Consider the following 14042-nt stretch of genomic DNA (forward strand, 5'->3'; position numbering starts at 1 on the left):
AATCAATGCCGGCGCGCCTTCGATCTCGTCGCCGGGCGACTGGCCGGGCATGACCCCGAAACGGCCCGCGGCCCAATTGCGAGTGGCGATCAGAGAAGGATTCGGTATTTCGCGAATCCTGCCTCGCCTTCGCCCGCCGGCTCGATCTTCAACGACTTCGCTTCGGAGATGAAGTCCTTCGCCTTAGGCCCTGTCTCGAACACGACGCTGGTTCCGGGCAGCGGCGCGAACGACCAGTTGCCGTCCGCCGACGGGTTGATCGTGCCCTGCTTGACGATGTAGCGGACGATGACGTCGCGGTTGGTGTCGGGCGCTTCGTAGATGATCCTGGAAGCATCAATGTCAGGGAAATTGCCGCCGCCGCCGGCCCGGTAGTTGTTCGTCGCAACCACAAATTTCTGATTGGGATCGATCGGTTTGCCGTCGAACATCAAGCCGACGATTCGATTGGCGCCGGCATTGGCAAGCCCGCCCTTGGCATCGTATTTCGGCGGCTGGGACAGATCTATTTTGTAGGTGACGCCGTCGATAACGTCGAAATTGTAGGACGGAAATCCGGTGTTGATGAGCGACTGGTCCGCCTTGCCGGGTTCGATCCGGTTGAAGATGCCGGCCGACATTTCCAGCCATTCCTTGACCTGCGCCCCGGTGATCTCAACGGCCCGCACGGTGTTGGGATAAAGGTAGAGGTCGGCGACGTTCTTGATGGCGATGTCGCCTGCCGGCACATCGGTGTAGTAGTCGGCGCCGTTGCGCCCGCCGGCCTTGAAGGGAGCTGCCGCCGACAGCAGCGGCACGTCCTTCCACTGTGTGTTTTTCAGGATGTCCTGGAGGTACCAGCTCTGCGCCTGGTTGACGACCTGAACCGACGGATCGTCGGCGACCAGCGCGAAATAGGAATAGAGCGGCGCTGCGGTCTTGCCGACGGGACGACGCACATAGGCGAGCGTTGCCTGGTGGTCCTGCTCGAGCGCGGCGATGATGCGGTTGTCGTCCGCGACAGTCGGCTTGTTCTTGTTGTCGACACGCTCGAAGATCGGCCGCGCCTCCGAGGTGGCGGAAACGATCTTCCATTTCGATCCGTCGCGCTCCAGCATCAGGTCGATCAGGCCCATATGCGAGCCCCAGAAGCCGCCCATGACGGCGGGCTTGCCCTGCAGCGTGCCCTTTTGCGCATCGACGCCTTCGAGCGCCTGAAAATCCTTCTTGCCAGGGAATACCAGATGCTGGTGACCGGTGAACACCGCGTCGATGCCTTCAACGCCGGCGACAAAGAACGATGCGTTCTCCATCATATCGCCCTGCTTGATGTCGATGCCAGAATGCGAGAGCGCGATGATAATGTCGGCGCCCTCCTCCTTCATCTGCGGCACCCAGGCCTTGGCGGCCTCGACAATGTCGCGCGTGCTGACATTACCTTCGAGGTTCTTGAGATCCCAGACCATGATCTGCGGCGGCACGAAGCCGATGATGCCGATCCTGATCGGTTGCTCGGTGCCTGAACCGTCCTTGATCTTCTTGTCGAGGATGACGTAGGGCTTGAGGTAGAGCTTGTCGCCGCGCGGGTTCGCGGCAAGCTCGGTGCCGCGGATCAGGTTGGCGCAGACGAAGGGGAAATTGGCGCCGGCCAGAACCTTGTCCATGAAGGACAGGCCGTAGTTGAATTCGTGGTTGCCCAGCGTCGAGCACTCGTAGCCGAGCAGATTCATGCCTTTCATGATCGGATGGAGGTCTCCGTCCTTCATGCCTTTTTCATAGGCGATGTAGTCGCCCATCGGATTGCCCTGCAAAAGGTCGCCATTGTCGATCAGCATCGAATTGACGGCTTGCTTGCGCACCGCGTCGATCAGGGAGGCCGTGCGTGACAGTCCCATCGTGTCATTCGCTTTGTCGGCGTAATAGTCGTAGGGCAGCACATTCACATGGATGTCGGTGGTCTCCATGATCCGGAGATGCGCCTGGTTGGCCTGGGCGCGGGCGGAGAAAGGGTGAAGCGCAATCAGCGCGCCCGTGGCGGCGGCGCCCGCGAGGAGACCGCGGCGGGAGACGAAATGGAGCAGCTGCGACATGTTTTCTCCTTCTTCGACGACACGAAAGACCCTGCCCCGGAGCGAACTTCGCGCTGAAACCCATTCGAGTCCACTCAAGAAGTTGCGCGCGCCGGAGCTGTCAGTCGATCAGCAACAGATGACGCGCGGATGAACAGGCGCAGGCGCGGAAGATCAGCCCTTGTCGTCGTCGCCCTGCGTGATCAGGCGGGCGCTGCGTTGGCCCGTGACATAGATCCATAGCCAGTTCAGGGAAACCGCAAGCCGGTTGCGGAAACCGATCAGAAAATAGATGTGGGCGATGCCCCATAGCCACCAAGCCGGCCAGCCAGTTAGTTTGATCCAACCGAAATCGATCGCCGCCGCCCGTTTGCCGATCGTGGCCAGGTCACCGGCATGCTTGTAGTGGAACGGCCGTGCGCTCGTGTCGCCCGCAAGCCTGGCCTTGATGGTCGCGGCAACATGACGGCCCTCCTGCTTGGCGGAAGGCGCCACGCCGGGCACGGGCCGTCCATCGCGCCGCAGCACGAGGGCGGCGTCGCCAATGACGAAAATCTCGGGGCTGCCCGGCACGGTGAGATCGGGTTCAACCAGCACCCTTCCCGCGCGGTCCGCGGCGGCGCCCAGCCATTCGGCTGCCGGCGAGGCGGCAACGCCCGCCGCCCACAATATGGTCCTCGCCGGCAGATGCGTGTCGCCGAAGACGACGCCCTCGGCGTCGCAACGCGTGACCGCCCGGCCGAGCTCGATTGTCACGCCGAGTCGCTTCAGCGCCTTTTTGGCATAATCGGACAGTTTCGGGGCGAAATTGGCCAGTATGCGGTCGCCCGCCTCGATCAGCACCACACGCGTCTCGCGCGTGTCGATGTTGCGGAATTCGCCGCGCAGCGTGTCGTGCGCCAGTTCGGCAATGGTGCCGGCGAGTTCGACACCGGTCGGACCGCCGCCGACGATCGCGATGGTCAGCAGCGCCTGGCGCCTGGCGGGATCGGTTTCCCGCTCGGCCTGTTCGAAAGCGAGCAGAATGCGCCGTCGAATGGTGGTGGCGTCCTCCAGGGTCTTCAGCCCCGGCGCGAACGGCTCCCATTCGTCGTGGCCGAAATAGGCGTGTCGGGCACCGGTGGCGAGCACAAGCGTGTCATAGGCGACGGTGCTGCCGTCATCGAGCAGCACGCGTTTTCCGGCTCGGTCGATCCCGGTGACATTGGCGAGCAGCGTCGTCACGTCCTTGCGCTTGCGCAGCAGGTGGCGGATCGGCCAGGCGACCTCCGAGGTCGCCAGCGCCGTCGTCGCGACCTGGTAGAGCAGCGGCTGGAAAAGATGATGATTGCGTTTGTCGATCATGGTGATGCGCACGGGCGCACCGGCGAGAGCGCGGGTGAATTCGAGGCCGCCGAACCCCGCCCCTACGACGACGACATGGTGGTTGGCTTGATCCATCGCGTTTACCCCGACGAGCAATATCGCCTGCCTTTGATGTAGGAGCTTTTGTGCAATGCAGCAACACAAAGGCCGTGCCCGAGACTCGTCGTTCCATGTCGTGAATGCACATGTCGCATCCCGCCGCCGGGTATAGCGTTATGGAAAACAGCGATGAGGTGAAGCATGGCCAACGATCACGACGACCAGGGTCCCGCGCAATATTCCTCGCCGCCATGCTTCATGCACGAACTCGATCCTGCGTTTCACGCGCCGATACCCGATTGGACCGACGTCAGACGATGGCGCAAGGCCGAACGGGAACGCCTGATCGCGGCGCGTCTCGCGGTTTCCGCCGATGCGCGAACGGCGATGTCGCAGAGCATCGCCGGAGCCCTCGACGCGGTGATCGGCAATATTGCCGGCCGCATGGTCAGCCTCTATTGGCCGTTTCGCGGCGAGCCGGACCTGCGGCCATGGATGGCTGCCATCAATGAACGAGGCGGGCGCACCGCGCTGCCCGTCGTCGTCGAAAAGGCACAGCCGCTGATCTTCCGGGCCTATGTTCCGGGCGACCGGCTGGAGAAGGGCGTGTGGAACATTCCAGTTCCCGCCGAGGGCGACCCGGTTTTTCCCGACATCGTCGTCTCGCCGATCGTCGGTATCGATCCCGGCAATTATCGCCTGGGCTATGGCGGCGGGTTCTATGACCGCACGCTGGCGGCGATGCCGTTCAAGCCGCTGGTCATCGGCGTCGGTTACGAATTGCAGCGCATCGCCACCATCTACCCGCAGCCGCACGATATCCCGATGGACCGGATCGTGACGGAGGCTGCCAAGGCGTAGATGGCTTAAGGCGGAGAAGGCCGATCGAATGATCAGGCCATTTCGGGCTTCAGCCCCATCGCCGTCCGGTCGACGATTTCGCGCAGGGCAAAAGACGAATTGATCTTCGTCACATGCGGCATCGCCGACAGCCACTCCTTGTGGATGCGTTCGTAGTCGGCGAGGTCCTTGGCCGCGATCCTGAGGATGTAGTCGTACTCGCCCGACATCAGGTGACAGGACAGCACGTTGGGGCAGCGCTTGATCGCAGCCTCGAAATCCGACAGCGTCTTCTCGAACTGGCCCGACAGCGATATGTGCACGATCGCCGTCATCTGGTGACCAAGTGCTGCATTGGAAAGCCGGGCATGATAGCCGCGGATGGTTCCGGATTTCTCCAGATTGTCGAGCCGGCGCGAACAGGCCGACTGCGACAGGCCGACCCTTTCCGCAAGGGCGGCGTTCGGCATCCGGCCATCCTTCTGCAATGTCTCCAGAATGGCGATATCAATCCTGTCGAGCGGCATTCTTCGTGATTCCTGCGAATTTTTGCGCATTTTACGCAACAATTATCGAATAGCGAGCCCTCCTGCAAGTGCATTCGCAAACACTTACGCAACGATTCGTGGTTGACTGCGTCAATACAGGGAACGAGCCCCGAAGGGCCGTGTCAGGAGAAAAGAAAATGCGCGTCGGCTGCCCCCGGGAAATCAAGAATCATGAATATCGCGTCGGACTTACGCCCGGCTCGGTCCGCGAATATGTCGCCCACGGACATGAGGTGCTGGTCGAGACCGGAGCCGGCGCCGGCATCGGCGCCGACGACAATGCCTATCGCGCCGCCGGCGCCACCATCGCCAAGACGGCGGCCGATGTGTTCGCCAAGTCGGACATGATCGTCAAGGTCAAGGAGCCGCAGCCTAACGAATGGGCCCAGCTGCGCGATGGCCAGATCCTCTACACCTATCTTCACCTCGCTCCGGATCCGGAACAGACCAAGGGCCTGCTCGCTTCGGGCGTGACCGCCATCGCCTATGAAACGGTGACAGACGACCGTGGCGGCCTGCCGTTGCTGGCGCCGATGTCGGAAGTCGCCGGCCGCCTGTCGATCCAGGCCGGCGCCACGGCGCTGCAGAAGGCCAATGGCGGCCGCGGCGTGCTGCTCGGCGGCGTGCCCGGCGTGCTGCCCGGCAAGGTCACCGTGCTCGGCGGCGGCGTCGTCGGCCTGCACGCGGCCAGGATGGCGGCCGGCCTGGGGGCCGACGTCACCATCATCGACCGCTCGATCCCGCGCCTGCGCCAGCTCGACGACCTCTTTGCCGGCCGCGTCCACACCCGCTACTCGACCGTGGAGGCTCTGGAAGAAGAATGCTTTTCCGCCGACATCGTCGTCGGCGCCGTGCTGATCCCGGGTGCTGCGGCGCCGAAGCTGGTCTCGCGCGAAATGCTTTCGGGCATGAAGAAGGGGTCGGTGCTGGTCGACGTCGCCATCGACCAGGGCGGCTGCTTCGAGACTTCGCACGCGACCACGCATGCCGAGCCGACCTACGAGGTCGACGGCGTCATCCACTACTGCGTCGCCAACATGCCAGGCGCCGTGCCGGTCACCTCAGCACATGCACTCAACAACGCGACGCTGCACTATGGCCTTCAGCTCGCCGACAAGGGCCTGAAGGCGCTGGTGGACGACCATCATCTGCGCAATGGACTCAACGTCCACAGAGGCAAGATCACCAACCGTGCGGTCGCCGAAGCGCTCGGCTACGAACTGGTCGAACCGAAGGCGGTTCTCGCGGCCTGATTCTCCTGAGAGGATACCTGCCTCCCGTCAGCCCGCCGGTCATTCCGGCGGGTTTTTTCTTTCCGGATTGAGGGCTGTCAGGCCTGCACCAGGCTCGGGCCTGAAACGTGTGCCGCAACCTGCGTCTCGGCGCCAATTGCAGGTTTAACTGAGCCCTCCAGGCACATAGTCGAAGCCCGTCGGGTTCCGGCAAACAAAAAAGCGGAGCCAAGGCCCCGCTTCCTCGAGTCGAGATTTGCCGCCGGTTCATCCGCGGTCGACAAATCGATCGACGGCTACCCGTGTACCGCAATGGTATGACGGAAGTACGACAGCGCTCCGCTATCGCACCGCCACATGCGCCCGTCAGACGCGTTCGATCCGGCACTGGTAGCAATTGTTGCGCGCTGAGCGGACATGCACGTAGGCAATGTCGTCGCGTTCCAAGAGAGCCTCGGCGCGCGCGGGGATCGCATCGGTCGCAATGACGCCGCCGCTGCCATAGACGATGCGGTCATCCCTGCCGTAGCCGCGCACGATGTAATCCGGGCTTTCGAGAACTTCGGGAAGCGCCTGCGCATCGGCGGCGCGTTCGCATTCCTGCGCATGCAGGAAGATCGGTCCGGTCTCGGCGTAGGGCTGCAGCTCGGGGAATGGCCGGTAGGCCAGGATGAGATAGTCGTATCCTGCGGCGATATTCTTCAGGCAATGCCGGCATGGCATGCCGTCGCCGTCGGAAACCTTGCGCTCGGGCGTGTTTCCATAGGCATCGGGTCCGCCGCGCTGCAGCGCGCGTACATCTTGTGTCGGCAAGGCTTTGAACTGGATGGTCATGGCGAAAATCTCCGATGTCGTTGATCGGAAATTATGCGCTTCAGTCCCCGCCTCCCACCCGATTCCTGCCAAGCGTTGGTCTTGAGTTCGCTGTATCGAGCCTTGCCGGGCAATCGCCTGCTTAGTCGGCCATACTAGCCGACCAACATGTGACATCCCGGGTAATTCGAGGACCGCTTATGGCCGCATGACGCTGGCCGAGCGCTCGGCGAAAGGCAGGGGGTGCACGGTCTCCTTCTTCTGCGCCACCGGCGCGAAGCCGAGCTTCTGGTAGAGCGGCAAGGCAGCAGGATGGTCGAGCGTGCAGGTCTGCACCGTCACCCGCTTCGGTCCATACGACCAAGCCGCGGCGATCGCCGATCCCAGGAACCAGCGGCCGATGCCTTGCCCGGTGGCGTGTTCCATCATGCCGAAATAGGCAAGCTCGACTTCATCAGGCAGATGCGGCTTGAGGTCGAAAAAACCGGCGGGCGCGCCATCGAGATAGAGCACCCTGATGTCGCGATCCTCGCGGTGGATGCCGGCCGATAGCTCGTCGTCATCCAGCCTCAGCACATTGACCCAGTGCCATTTACGCCCCACCCGATCCATCAGGTACCGATAGAAATGCAGCGGAATGTCCTTGGTTTTCAGGAGTGCGACCTGGCGGTTGTAAGGCATGGGCGACGACACGGCCGGTGGCGCATGCATCTCGAGGAACGTCACCGTGACTTCGATGTCCTTCAGCTCGCCGTTTTCCATCGTCATTCCTTGCCTGTCACGACTGGTGTGTCGGAGAGACCGCCCCATTCGGTCCATGAGCCGTCGTAAAGCCTGTTGTCGGTATGGCCAAGCGTTTCCAACGCAAGCGTGATCACCGCCGCCGTAACGCCGGAGCCGCAGGAGGTGACGACAGGCTTCGACAGATCGAGGCCGGCTTCCTCGACCACCTTGCGCAACCGCTCCTTCGGCAGAAGCACGCCGTTTTCCGACAGCGCCGAATAAGGCAAGTTGCGCGCGCCCGGCATATGGCCGGAACGGACGCCCGCGCGCGGCTCCGGCTCCGCGCCGGTGAAGCGCCCTGCCCCGCGCGCATCGGCGATCTGACTTTCCCGGGTTTCGACGATGCGGCGCATATCGGCAAGGCTGGCGACCCGGCCGGCGTCGAAATCGGCGTGGAACACGCTTGGCGCGATTTTGGTCGGTTCGGCCGTCACCGGCCGACCTGCCGCTTTCCAGCCATCGAAACCGCCGTCGAGGATATAGGTCTGGAAGACGCCCATCACCCGGAACATCCACCATGCTCGAGGTGCCGAGAAAAAGCCCGGGCCGTCATAGACGATGATCGTGTCATCTGCCGAAACGCCCATCGCGCCGACATACTGGGCAAAATGCTGCGGCGACGGCAGCGTATGCGGCAGCGCAGCGTCCGGATCCGAGACCGCATCCTGATCCAGGAAGCGGGCGCCCGGAATGTGCCCGGCATCATATTCGGCGCGCGCGTCGCGTTTTTGCGCCGGAAGGTACCAGGATGCATCGACAATCGTCAGGCCAGGCTGACCCAAACGCTCCTGCAACCAGTCCGCGTCGACGGTGAAAGGACTGTCTTCAGCCATTGTGGTTCTCCTGCCGCCATTGACCAGACGTTGCCTTGCCGCATGATCTTGTCGAAAACTCGCAGCTTTCGAGATCATGTTTGGGGCATTGGGCCGAACCGGATGCGAAAGCGCCGGTTTTCACGCCCCTTCTTCTCGATCTTGCCGATATGGATTTCGCCGACCTCGCCGGTGCTTTTGACATGGGTGCCACCGCAGGGCTGGCTGTCCACCGAAGCGTTCTCGCCGATGCAGACCAGCCGGATTTTGCCGGTACCTAGCGGCGGACGGACATTTTTGGACTTCACCAGCCCCGGATTGGCGGCCAGTTCCTCGTCGCTGATCAGCCTGGTAAAGATCGGATGATCGGCCCGCACCAGGCCCATCAGGCTAGCCGTCACCTCTTCCTTGCTGAAGCTGGCGTCGGGAATGTCGAAATCGACACGGCTGTCGTCTTCCGAAACCGCCGCGCCGGTGATTGGAAACGGGCAGACGACGGTCAGCAAATGGCAAGCGGCATGCATGCGCATCAAAAGGTGCCGCCGCTCCCAGTCGATAGCGAGCTTCAGGCGCTCGCCGACCGCAGGCGCGGCTTGTTCCGCCGCCGGCACGTGGATGATCTCGTCCTTCGTCTCCCCGGTGATGGTGGCGGCCAGGACGATGCGGCTGCCATCGGCGCGCTGGAGATAGCCGCTATCGCCTGGCTGCCCGCCCGAAGTCGCATAGAAGATGGTGCGGTCCAGAACGATGCCGCCGCGCTCGTTGACGGCGACAACCACGGCATCGGCTGTCCTGAGATAGGCGTCGTCGCGAAACAGCGCTTCGGTCTTGTGCGCCATCACACAACCTTTTCAAACGGCACGGAAATCTCTGATTTCTCTTCCATCCAGCCGGGCACCGGCAGCTTCTTTTCGCGCAGGAATTCCGGATTGAACAGCTTCGATTGGTAGCGTGTGCCGTAGTCGCAAAGAATGGTCACGATGGTATGGCCGGGGCCGAGTTCACGCGCCAGTCGGATCGCGCCCGCTATGTTGATGCCGGTCGAACCGCCGACGCAAAGGCCTTCCTCCTGGACCAGGTCGAAGACGATCGGCAACGCATCCTCATCACGAATCTGGAACGAGAAGTCGGGCGTGAATCCATCGAGGTTGGCGGTGATGCGTCCCTGCCCGATGCCTTCGGTGATCGAACTGCCCTCGGATTTCAGCTCACCGCTGGTGTAGAAACTGTAGAGAGCGGCGCCCAGCGGATCGGCGAGAGCGATCTTGACGTCCCTGCTTTTCGCCTTCAGCCCGAAAGCGACGCCGGCCAGCGTTCCGCCCGAGCCGACCGCCGAGACGAAGCCGTCGACCTTGCCGCCGGTCTGGCTCCAGATCTCCTGCGCCGTGGTGCGGATATGCCCGTCGCGGTTGGCGACATTGTCGAACTGGTTGGCCCAGATAGCGCCGTTCGGCTCCGACCGCGCCATTTGCTCAGCCAGCCGCCCCGACAATTTCACGTAATTGTTGGGGTTCTTGTACGGCACGGCCGGAACCTCGATCAGCTCGGCGCCGAGCAGCTTGATCGTGTCTTTCTTCTCCTGGCTCTGCGTCTCGGGAATGACGATGACGGTGCGGTAGCCGAGCGCCTTGGCGACCAGCGTCAGCCCGATGCCCGTATTGCCGGCCGTGCCCTCGACAATGACGCCACCCGGCCTGAGCAGCCCACGCTCTTCGGCATCGCGGATGATGAACAGGCCGGCGCGGTCCTTGACCGACTGTCCTGGATTCATGAATTCGGCCTTGCCCAGAATCTCGCAGCCGGTTTCTTCCGAAGCCCTGTTGAGGCGGATCAATGGCGTGTTGCCGATAGCGTCGATCACGGAGCGGGGCATTCGGGAGTCCTTGTGTAGCTGCGGCGAAACCCTAGAAACCCGAAGCTTCGGTTTCAAGGCAAGAATTTGCCTGGTCCAGTCGCATTTTCCGTACTGCATTTGCGCCGGCGTCTCCCTGGTGCCGGGCTTATCCACGCTGTTCATTTGCGGCCGGCATCGAAAAACCGCTCTTTTCATTCGATTTCTTCGCGGTTAGAGCAAAAGCCAAGAACAATTCGACGGGGGCGCAGGATGACACTCTATCGGGCCGACCCGAAGCATGGCGTCGCCTGGGTCACGGGAGGCAGCAGCGGCATCGGCCGTTCGCTGGCCAGGGATCTTGCGTCCCAGGGCTATGCGGTGGCCGTAACGGCACCCGATGGCGATCCGATTGACACGCTGATTGTCGAGACCGCGCAGATGCCAGGCAAGGTGAAGGCTTTTCCCTGCGATGTCACCGACGAGCCGCGCATGGCGAGAACCGTCGCTGCGATCGAGAACGAGCTTGGCCCCATTGTGCTCGCCGTCTTAAACGCGGGCAATTACATTTCCACGCCTGGCGAGGCTCTCGTCGTCAGCGATTTTCGCCGCTCTTTCGAGGTCAACTATTTCGGCATCATCAATGGGCTGGTGCCGGTCGTCGAACGCATGCGCGTGCGGGCGCGCGGCCATGTCGTGCTGGTCGGCTCGGTTACCGCTTATTTCGGCTGGCCGACGACGGCCGCTTATGGCGGCACCAAAGCGGCGATCAACATCCTGGCCGAATCGCTGAAATACGATTTCGACAAGATGAACGTGCGCGTCCAGGTCATGAATCCGGGCTTCATAGACACACCGCTGACAGAGAAAAACATGCTGCCCATGCCGGGGCTGATGCCGGTCAGCCGGGCGACGCGGCGCATGGTGCGGGGTATCAAATCCGGCGGCTTCGAGGTCACGTTCCCGCGCCGGACGAGCTGGCCCCTGAAGCTGCTCAGCCTGTTGCCGAGACCGGTGTACCGAGGCGTGATCAGCCTCATGACGAGCTGGAAGGCACGGCCGCTGAATTACGACCGCAAGCCGCCGAGCGAATAGAAGCCGCCGGATCGGCGGCATCATCGCCGGGCCGGTCGTTGCCTGCTCCCGGCCACCCCGGTGGGTTTGTTGTTGTTGCGTTTGGAGTCTGCGATGGGGCGACGAGTCGTGCTTGCTGTGCTGGGGTTAATCGCCATCCTCGCACTGGCCTTCGTGCTTGGCCCGCGTGTTCCCGTCGACACCACGATCCGCTTCGATCCTTCCGCCATCGGCGACGATCCGCAGGCCTATGTGGCCAAGGAGGAAGCGGCCATATCCGGAATCCGCGACGGGCTGGAGAAGGAGATCATCTGGGCCAATCCGATGGTGCATGCCAGGACACGGCTGTCCATCGTCTATATCCACGGCTTTTCGGCGTCGAAAGGCGAGCTCCGTCCGCTGCCCGACGAGGTTGCCGAACAGCTCGACGCCAATCTGTTCTTCACCCGCCTCACCGGCCACGGGCAGGATGGCGCAGCCATGACGCAAGGCAGCGTCAATGCCTGGATCAACGACTATGAGGAGGCGCTCGCGATCGGCCGGGCCATCGGCGACAAGGTGATCGTCATCTCCACCTCGACCGGCGGCTCGCTGGCGGCCTGGGCGGCAACACAGCCGGGCGCTTCGGACGGCGTGGCGGCGATCGCGTTCATCTCGCCGAACTTCGGCGTCAAGGCGTCCGGCGCCGAGATCCTGACCACGCGATGGGGCAAACAAATCGCCGAACTCGTCGCTGGTAAAGAGCGCAGTTTCATGCCGCGCAACGCGCTGCACGAAAAGTTCTGGACCACCAGATATCCCCTTGCCGCGACGCTGCCGATGCAGGCGCTGACGGAACTTGCCTATGGCGCGCCGGTGGAGAAAGCGAAGGTCCCTGCCCTCTTCATCTTTTCGGATTCGGACAGCGTGGTGCGGCCTGACCGCACGCGTGAAATCGCCGGGCGTTGGGGCGCGCCGCACGAACTGGTTCCGGTCGACGACACCGGCGATCCCGACAACCACGTCATCGCCGGCGACGCCCTGTCGCCATCGACCACGACCTTCCTTGCACAAAGAATTGCCGTCTGGATCGAGGCGGTCGCGAAGTAGCCCGAGCTTCCATACGGAAAGGGCGACCGCAGCCTCACCGCGGTCGCCCTTATGTCGCTGGTGGCCAGCCGGGCACGCAATGCCCGGCCAATACGAAGCGGCCTGTCTACGCAGCCCGCGCCGCAGGACGCTTGCCGCCGAAGCGGCGTTTGTTGTTGCCCTTGAAGGGCTTGGCGCCTTCCGGTTTACGGTCGCCGGCGAAGGCCGGCTTGTCACCGAAGCGCTTCTTGCCGGAGCCGTTGTTCTGGCCGCCCGGCCGCCTGCCGTCGCGACGACCATTGCGCTCGTTACGGTCATTGGCAGGCTCGAAGCGCTCGTTCTTCTCAGCCGGGTTGCGCTGCGGATCGGGACTGCCGAGATGGTCGGCGACAACAGGCAGCTTGGCGCGGATGATGCGCTCGACCTGGCGCAGCTTGCTGTTCTCGGACGGATCGCAGAGCGTAATCGCAATGCCGTCCCGGCCGTTGCGGCCGGTGCGGCCGATGCGGTGGACATAGCTCTCCGCCTCATCAGGCAGGTCGAAATTCACGACATGGCTGATGCCGGGCACGTCGATGCCGCGCGCGGCGATGTCGGTGGCCACCAGAATGCGCACCGCGCCGTCGCGGAAATCATTGAGCGCCTTCTGGCGTGCATTCTGCGACTTGTTGCCGTGGATGACGGCGGCCTTGAAGCCGTCGCGCTCGAGGTCCTTGGTCACCCGGTCGGCGCCGTGCTTTGTGCGCGAAAAGATGATGACGGACTTCATCGCCTCGTCGGCGAGCATCGTCGACAGCACCTGGCGCTTCTGCTTGGTGCGGGCAAGGACGACGCTCTGCACGATCTCGGCCGCCGTCGTGCTCTGTGGCGCGACTTCGACGCGAACCGGGCTCTTCAACAGACCCTTGGCAAGCTCGGCGATCTCGTTCGGCATCGTCGCCGAAAACAGCGCCGTCTGGCGATCGGGCGCGGTCGCCTTAGCGATGCGCTTGACGTCGTTGATGAAGCCCATGTCGAGCATGCGGTCGCCCTCGTCGAGCACCAGCCATTTGGTGTCGGAGAGGATGAGGTCGCCCTCACGCACCAGGTCGGTCAACCGGCCGGGCGTGGCGATCAGTACATCGACGCCGGGAGCAATCTTCTTCACCTGGCTGAAGCGCGAGACGCCGCCCAGCACGAGCGCCGTCGAGACATGCGCGCCCTTGGCGAGGATCTTGATGGTGTCTTCGATCTGCACGGCGAGCTCACGAGTCGGCGCCAGGATCAGCGCGCGGGTCGTCTTGGCACGCCGTTTGGTGCCGAGCGCGATGATCTTGGAGAGGATCGGCAGAGCGAAAGCCGCTGTCTTGCCGGAGCCGGTCTGGGCGATGCCGAAAATGTCACGGCCTTCCATCTGCGGCGGGATAGCCTGGACCTGGATCGGTTTCGGATCGGCGAAGCCGGCGGCATGGGTGGCCTTGAGCAGCGCACCCGTAATTCCCAGCGCCGCGAAACCGGAGAGTTCTCCAGTGTCGTTGCCGGGCAAAGTGTTTTCGTTGGTCAAAATATTCTTCTTTCACACGGCCTCTGGCCGCAAACATCAATGGCGG

At 63.0% G+C, this 14042-nt stretch carries 13 protein-coding genes; 4 read left to right on the forward strand and 9 right to left on the reverse strand.

The window, feature by feature from the left end; genetic code table 11:
• Positions 1–89: 89 nt before the first annotated feature.
• On the reverse strand, positions 90–2069 hold the full coding sequence (locus tag FJ964_RS01635; RefSeq protein ID WP_140548607.1) for a bifunctional 2',3'-cyclic-nucleotide 2'-phosphodiesterase/3'-nucleotidase: 1980 nt from the start codon (positions 2067–2069) through the stop codon (positions 90–92).
• A gap of 153 nt (positions 2070–2222) precedes the next feature.
• On the reverse strand, positions 2223–3488 hold the full coding sequence (locus FJ964_RS01640) for an NAD(P)/FAD-dependent oxidoreductase (RefSeq protein ID WP_140548609.1): 1266 nt from the start codon (positions 3486–3488) through the stop codon (positions 2223–2225).
• Positions 3489–3653: 165 nt separating this feature from the next.
• Between FJ964_RS01640 and FJ964_RS01645 the strand changes: the two genes are divergently transcribed.
• Positions 3654–4313 (forward strand): 5-formyltetrahydrofolate cyclo-ligase, encoded by a 660-nt coding sequence (locus FJ964_RS01645; RefSeq protein WP_140548611.1) that lies wholly within the window; start codon positions 3654–3656, stop codon positions 4311–4313.
• Positions 4314–4345: 32 nt separating this feature from the next.
• Here the strand turns inward: FJ964_RS01645 and FJ964_RS01650 are convergent, their stop codons facing one another.
• Positions 4346–4819, reverse strand: coding sequence for an Lrp/AsnC family transcriptional regulator (locus FJ964_RS01650; protein WP_140501327.1), 474 nt, complete (start codon positions 4817–4819; stop codon positions 4346–4348).
• Between the two features lie 158 nt (positions 4820–4977).
• On the opposite strand from FJ964_RS01650, the gene ald reads away from it, so the two are divergent.
• On the forward strand, positions 4978–6093 hold the full coding sequence (gene ald / locus FJ964_RS01655; protein WP_140501325.1) for an alanine dehydrogenase: 1116 nt from the start codon (positions 4978–4980) through the stop codon (positions 6091–6093).
• Positions 6094–6438: 345 nt separating this feature from the next.
• Here ald and FJ964_RS01660 read toward each other — a convergent pair whose 3' ends face one another.
• The 5 genes from FJ964_RS01660 to FJ964_RS01680 form a co-directional block, all read right to left on the reverse strand.
• The gene (locus FJ964_RS01660; protein WP_140548613.1) at positions 6439–6906 is read right to left on the reverse strand and encodes a DUF1203 domain-containing protein; all 468 of its coding nucleotides are present in this window, start codon (positions 6904–6906) and stop codon (positions 6439–6441) included.
• Between the two features lie 177 nt (positions 6907–7083).
• The gene (locus FJ964_RS01665; protein ID WP_140548615.1) at positions 7084–7647 is read right to left on the reverse strand and encodes a GNAT family N-acetyltransferase; all 564 of its coding nucleotides are present in this window, start codon (positions 7645–7647) and stop codon (positions 7084–7086) included.
• A 2-nt stretch (positions 7648–7649) separates the two neighbouring features.
• Entirely contained in the window at positions 7650–8501 is an 852-nt protein-coding gene (gene sseA / locus FJ964_RS01670) for a 3-mercaptopyruvate sulfurtransferase (protein WP_140548617.1), read from the reverse strand.
• Between the two features lie 74 nt (positions 8502–8575).
• A complete protein-coding gene (locus FJ964_RS01675; RefSeq protein ID WP_140548619.1) occupies positions 8576–9319 on the reverse strand; it encodes an alanyl-tRNA editing protein in 744 nt (247 codons plus the stop codon).
• Positions 9319–10353: a cysteine synthase A gene (locus FJ964_RS01680; RefSeq protein ID WP_140548621.1), complete on the reverse strand. Its 1035-nt coding sequence runs from the start codon at positions 10351–10353 to the stop codon at positions 9319–9321. The genes FJ964_RS01675 and FJ964_RS01680 overlap by 1 nt, the downstream gene beginning before the upstream one ends.
• A 231-nt stretch (positions 10354–10584) precedes the next feature.
• Between FJ964_RS01680 and FJ964_RS01685 the strand changes: the two genes are divergently transcribed.
• Positions 10585–11406 carry an SDR family oxidoreductase gene (locus tag FJ964_RS01685; RefSeq protein WP_140548623.1) on the forward strand — a complete coding sequence of 274 codons (822 nt, stop codon included), beginning with the start codon at positions 10585–10587 and terminating at the stop codon, positions 11404–11406.
• Positions 11407–11499: 93 nt separating this feature from the next.
• Complete coding sequence (locus FJ964_RS01690) at positions 11500–12474, forward strand: alpha/beta fold hydrolase (protein WP_140548625.1); 975 nt, start codon at positions 11500–11502, stop codon at positions 12472–12474.
• A gap of 106 nt (positions 12475–12580) precedes the next feature.
• Here FJ964_RS01690 and FJ964_RS01695 read toward each other — a convergent pair whose 3' ends face one another.
• Positions 12581–13996, reverse strand: coding sequence for a DEAD/DEAH box helicase (locus tag FJ964_RS01695; protein WP_140548627.1), 1416 nt, complete (start codon positions 13994–13996; stop codon positions 12581–12583).
• Between the last annotated feature and the right edge of the window lie 46 nt (positions 13997–14042).

The organism is Mesorhizobium sp. B2-3-2 (assembly GCF_006442295.1).
Classification (GTDB): domain Bacteria; phylum Pseudomonadota; class Alphaproteobacteria; order Rhizobiales; family Rhizobiaceae; genus Mesorhizobium.

Excerpts from the sequence above, each read along its gene's own strand:
- FJ964_RS01635 (WP_140548607.1), bottom strand. The coding sequence starts at position 2,069 with ATGTCGCAGCTGCTCCATTTCGTCTCCCGCCGCGGTCTCCTCGCGGGC.
- FJ964_RS01640 (WP_140548609.1), bottom strand. The coding sequence starts at position 3,488 with ATGGATCAAGCCAACCACCATGTCGTCGTCGTAGGGGCGGGGTTCGGC.
- FJ964_RS01645 (WP_140548611.1), top strand. The coding sequence starts at position 3,654 with ATGGCCAACGATCACGACGACCAGGGTCCCGCGCAATATTCCTCGCCG.
- FJ964_RS01650 (WP_140501327.1), bottom strand. The coding sequence starts at position 4,819 with ATGCCGCTCGACAGGATTGATATCGCCATTCTGGAGACATTGCAGAAG.
- ald (WP_140501325.1), top strand. The coding sequence starts at position 4,978 with ATGCGCGTCGGCTGCCCCCGGGAAATCAAGAATCATGAATATCGCGTC.
- FJ964_RS01660 (WP_140548613.1), bottom strand. The coding sequence starts at position 6,906 with ATGACCATCCAGTTCAAAGCCTTGCCGACACAAGATGTACGCGCGCTG.
- FJ964_RS01665 (WP_140548615.1), bottom strand. The coding sequence starts at position 7,647 with ATGGAAAACGGCGAGCTGAAGGACATCGAAGTCACGGTGACGTTCCTC.
- sseA (WP_140548617.1), bottom strand. The coding sequence starts at position 8,501 with ATGGCTGAAGACAGTCCTTTCACCGTCGACGCGGACTGGTTGCAGGAG.
- FJ964_RS01675 (WP_140548619.1), bottom strand. The coding sequence starts at position 9,319 with ATGGCGCACAAGACCGAAGCGCTGTTTCGCGACGACGCCTATCTCAGG.
- FJ964_RS01680 (WP_140548621.1), bottom strand. The coding sequence starts at position 10,353 with ATGCCCCGCTCCGTGATCGACGCTATCGGCAACACGCCATTGATCCGC.
- FJ964_RS01685 (WP_140548623.1), top strand. The coding sequence starts at position 10,585 with ATGACACTCTATCGGGCCGACCCGAAGCATGGCGTCGCCTGGGTCACG.
- FJ964_RS01690 (WP_140548625.1), top strand. The coding sequence starts at position 11,500 with ATGGGGCGACGAGTCGTGCTTGCTGTGCTGGGGTTAATCGCCATCCTC.